Source organism: Amycolatopsis sp. 3B14 (assembly GCF_050958625.1).
GTDB classification, from domain to species: Bacteria; Actinomycetota; Actinomycetes; order Mycobacteriales; family Pseudonocardiaceae; genus Amycolatopsis_E; species Amycolatopsis_E thermoflava.
Window position 1 is genome coordinate 1 of the sequence record NZ_JBHZEN010000108.1, and the last position, 4,157, is coordinate 4,157.

Genomic DNA, 4,157 nt, shown 5'->3' on the forward strand with positions numbered 1-4,157 from the left:
GCGAGGCGGCGTTCGTGCCAGTCGCTCACGACGACGCTGGCGCCTTCTTCGAGGCAGCGTTTCGCCACCGCGGAGCCGATCCCGGTGCCCGCGGCGGCGGTGACCACCACGACCTTGTCCTTGAGCAGGTGGTGTCCGGGTGGGTAGGTGGGGATCACCGGGCCTCCTTGGGCAGACCGAGCACCCGCTCGGCGATGATGTTGCGTTCGATCTCGTCCGAGCCGCCGTAGATGGTGTCGGCGCGGGTGAACAGGAACAGCCGCTGCCACTCGTCCAGCTCGCCGTCGGCGACCAGCGACCGCGCCCCCCGCGCCCGCACCGCGAGCTCGCCGAGCCCGCGGTGCCACTGCGCCCACATCAGCTTGCCGACCGCGACCTCCGGCCCCGCCGCCTGCCCCAGCGTCCGCAACGCGTGTGCCCGCAGCACCCGCAGGCCCATCCGGGCGCGCTCCAGATCGGCCCGCAGCAGCGGATCCTCCCACGTGCCCAGCCGCTTGGCCTCCGCCTCGATCCCGTCCAGCTCGCGGCGGAACCCGATCTGCTGCCCCAGGGTGGACACGCCGCGTTCGAAGCCGAGGGTGGCCATCGCGATCCGCCACCCCTCACCCGGCTCACCGACCACCATCGCGGCGGGAGTCCGGGCGTCGTCGAAGAAGACCTCGTTGAACTCGCTGGTGCCGGTCAGCTGCTGGATCGGCCGCACGGTCACGCCGTCCTGCTTCAATGGCACCAGCAGGTAGGACAACCCGCGGTGGCGCTGGGACCCCCGCTCGGTGCGGGCCAGCACGAAACACCAGTCCGCCACATGCGCCAGCGACGTCCAGATCTTCTGCCCGTTGACCACCCACTCGCCGTCCCGCAACTCCGCCGAGGTGGACACCGCCGCCAGATCCGACCCGGCCCCGGGCTCGGAATAGCCCTGACACCACAGCTCCTCCACCGCCACGATCTTCGGCAGGAACCGCGCCCGCTGCTCCGGCGTGCCGAACGCGATCAACGTCGGCCCCAGCAACTGCTCCCCGATGTGGTTCACCCGCGCCGGCGCCCCCGACGCCGCGTACTCCTCGTGAAAGGCGACCTGCTCCTCCAGCGACAACCCCCGCCCACCGAACTCCACCGGCCAGCCCACACACGTCCACCCCGCCGCCGCCAGATGCCGCTCCCACGCCAACCGCAACTCGAACGCCTCGTGCTCGCGCCCCGGCCCACCCAGCCCACGCAACGCCGCGAACTCACCGGTCAGGTTGTCCGCCAGCCAGTCCGCGACCTCACGACGGAACCGCGTCAGCTCCAACGCACGCCTCCTTGCTGCCCGGCCCACCGGGCACCTAGGGTAATGAGAACACGTTCTAGTTTCCCGGTCCAGGGGAGGGTGCGGTGGGGCAGACCACGATCCCGGCCGTCGTCCGTGACGCCGCCGCGAAGTTCGGCTCGTCCGAGGCATTGGTCGACGGCGGCGTCCGGCTCGATTTCCGGCAACTCCTGGAACGTGTTCAAGCCGTCGCCGGGGCGTTCGCAGCGCGCGGGGTCCAGCCGGGCGACCGGGTCGCGATCAACCTGCCGAACACGCACCACTGGGTGCTGTCGGCGCTCGGTGCGCTGTACGCGGGCGCGGTCCTGGTGCCGGTCAACACCCGGTTCACCGCCACCGAGACGGTGGACCTGCTGGTCCGCAGCCGCGCCAAGGCGCTCGTCGTCCCGGCGGACTTCCTCGGCGCCGACCGGTACGCCGCGATCAAGGCGACCGGCGCCGCGCTGCCCGACCTGGGCACCGTCGTCCGCGTCCCGCTCGAACAACCGCACCGCCCCGTCCAGGGCACCCTCGGCTGGGACGAGTTCCTCGGCGAGCGTGCGCCCGCGGCGGACGTCGAGGCACGCGCGGACGCCGTCCGGCCCGACGACGTCAGCGACATCCTGTTCACCTCCGGCACCACCGGCCGCTCGAAGGGCGTCCTGTCGGCCCACCGCCAGGTGGTCGACGTGGCGGCGGCGTGGGCGGAATGCGGCCGGGTCACCGCCGACGACCGGTACCTGGTGATCAACCCGTTCTTCCACAGCTTCGGCTACAAGGCCGGGATCGTGGTCGCCCTGCTGACCGGGGCCACGATCGTGCCGCAGGCGGTGTTCGACGTGCGGGCGACGCTGGCGACGATCCGCCGCGAGCGGATCTCGGTGCTGCCCGGTGCGCCGACGATCTTCCAATCGCTGCTCCAGGAACCGGACCGCGGGGACACCTCGTCGCTGCGGCTCGCCGTCACCGGCGCGGCGACCGTGCCCGCCTCCCTCGTCCGGCGGATGCGGGCCGAGCTGGGGTTCGACACCGTGTTGACCGCCTACGGGCTCACCGAGGCGGTCGTGGTGACCATGTGCCGCCCCGGGGACGACGCGGAGCTGGTCGCGCGCACGTCCGGCCGGGCCACCGCCGGGTTCGAGGTGGCGATCCGCGGTTCCGAGGTCGTCGTCCGCGGGCCCAACGTGATGCTCGGCTACCTCGACGACCCGGAGGCGACCGCGCAGGCGATCGACGGACAGGGCTGGCTGCACACCGGCGACGTCGGCGAACTGGACGACGCGGGCTACCTGACCCTCACCGGGCGGCTCAAGGACATGTACATCTGCGGCGGGTTCAACGTCTACCCGGCGGAGGTCGAGCACGCTCTGACCGAACTGGACGGCGTGCGCGACGTCGCCGTCGTCGGGGTGCCGGACGAGCGCATGGGCGAGGTGGGCAAGGCGTTCGTCGTCGGCGCCGGGCTGACGGCCGAGCAGGTGATCGGGTTCTGCCGGGAGCGGCTGGCCAACTACAAGGTCCCGCGGCTCGTCGAATTCGTGGACGAGCTGCCCCGCAACGCTTCCGGCAAGGTGCTGAAGCGGCAGCTGAGGTGAGGAGAACGCATGACCGAGGACGTCGTTCGCTACGAACGCCGGGGTGCGGTGGCGGTGGTGACGATGAATCGCCCGGAGTACCGCAACGCGCAGAACTCGGCGATGACTTATGCGCTGGATGACGCGTTCACCCGTGCGGTGGACGATGCCGAGGTGAAGGTGATCGTGCTGGCGGGGGAGGGCAAGCACTTCTCGGCCGGCCACGACATCGGCACGCCGGGCCGGGACGTGGACCAGAGCTTCGACCGGCGGGCCGTCGTGTGGTGGGACCACACCACACGCGAGGGCGGGGATCAGCGGTTCGCCCGGGAGTCGGAGGTGTATCTGGGGATGTGCCGCCGGTGGCGGGAGATCCCGAAACCGATGATCGCGTCGGTGCAGGGGGCGTGCATCGCGGGCGGGCTGATGCTGGCCTGGGTCTGTGACCTCATCGTGGCCTCCGATGACGCGTTCTTCGCCGATCCGGTGGTGCGGATGGGCATTCCGGGCGTGGAGTACTTCGCGCACCCGTGGGTGCTGGGTCCGCGGGCGGCGAAGGAGGTCCTGTTCACCGGGGAGCGGTTCGGCGTGCAGCAGGCCCAGGAATGGGGCATGGTCAACCGCGTCGTGCCGCGCCCCGAACTCGAAGCGCGGACCTTCGAGCTGGCGGACAAGATCGCGCGGATGCCGCAGTTCGGGCTCGCGCTGGCGAAGAAAGCGGTCAACCAGGCCGAGGACCTGATGGGGCTGCGGTCCGGAATGGACTCGGTGTTCGGGCTGCACCACTTCGCGCACGCCCACAACGCCGAAACCTCCACCGACTCCCTCGGTGGGCAGGACGCGCGCTCGATGCGGGACGGGGCGCAGCGCTGATGGACCTCGACATCGACGCCGAGTCGGCGGCGTTCCGCGACGAGGTGCGGGAGTGGCTCGCGGCGCACGTGCCCACGCTCCCGTCCATGGACACCGCGGAAGGGTTCGCCGCGCACCGCGAATGGGAGGCGCAGCTGGCGGATGCCCGGTTGTCGGTGGTGTCGTGGCCGCGCGAGTACGGCGGCCGGGACGCGTCACTGTTGCAGTGGGTGCTGTTCGAGGAGGAGTACTACGCCGCGCGCGCACCCGGGCGGGTCAGCCAGAACGGGATCTTCATGCTGGGCCCGACCTTGTTCGCCCACGGCACGGCCGAGCAGCGGGACCGGATCCTGCCGGCCATGGCCCGCGGTGAGCAGGTGTGGGCGCAGGCCTGGTCGGAACCCGAAGCCGGCAGCGACATCGCCGCGTTGCGCAGCAGC

At 71.4% G+C, this 4,157-nt stretch carries 5 protein-coding genes; 3 read left to right on the plus strand and 2 right to left on the minus strand.

Features of this window, described 5'->3' with window-relative positions; genetic code table 11:
* On the minus strand, positions 1-158 hold a 158-nt coding region (locus ACCP09_RS38900; RefSeq protein ID WP_433754049.1), incomplete at its 3' end, for an SDR family NAD(P)-dependent oxidoreductase.
* Positions 155-1,294 carry an acyl-CoA dehydrogenase family protein gene (locus tag ACCP09_RS38905; protein WP_433754041.1) on the minus strand — a complete coding sequence of 380 codons (1,140 nt, stop codon included), beginning with the start codon at positions 1,292-1,294 and terminating at the stop codon, positions 155-157. The genes ACCP09_RS38900 and ACCP09_RS38905, both read right to left, overlap by 4 nt.
* A gap of 83 nt (positions 1,295-1,377) precedes the next feature.
* On the opposite strand from ACCP09_RS38905, the gene ACCP09_RS38910 reads away from it, so the two are divergent.
* The 3 genes from ACCP09_RS38910 to ACCP09_RS38920 all read left to right on the plus strand — a co-directional run.
* Positions 1,378-2,886 carry a FadD3 family acyl-CoA ligase gene (locus ACCP09_RS38910; RefSeq protein ID WP_433754043.1) on the plus strand — a complete coding sequence of 503 codons (1,509 nt, stop codon included), beginning with the start codon at positions 1,378-1,380 and terminating at the stop codon, positions 2,884-2,886.
* A gap of 9 nt (positions 2,887-2,895) precedes the next feature.
* Positions 2,896-3,738 carry an enoyl-CoA hydratase gene (locus ACCP09_RS38915; protein ID WP_433754045.1) on the plus strand — a complete coding sequence of 281 codons (843 nt, stop codon included), beginning with the start codon at positions 2,896-2,898 and terminating at the stop codon, positions 3,736-3,738.
* A partial coding sequence (locus ACCP09_RS38920) for an acyl-CoA dehydrogenase family protein (RefSeq protein WP_433754047.1) occupies positions 3,738-4,157 on the plus strand: 420 nt, incomplete at its 3' end. The genes ACCP09_RS38915 and ACCP09_RS38920, both read left to right, overlap by 1 nt.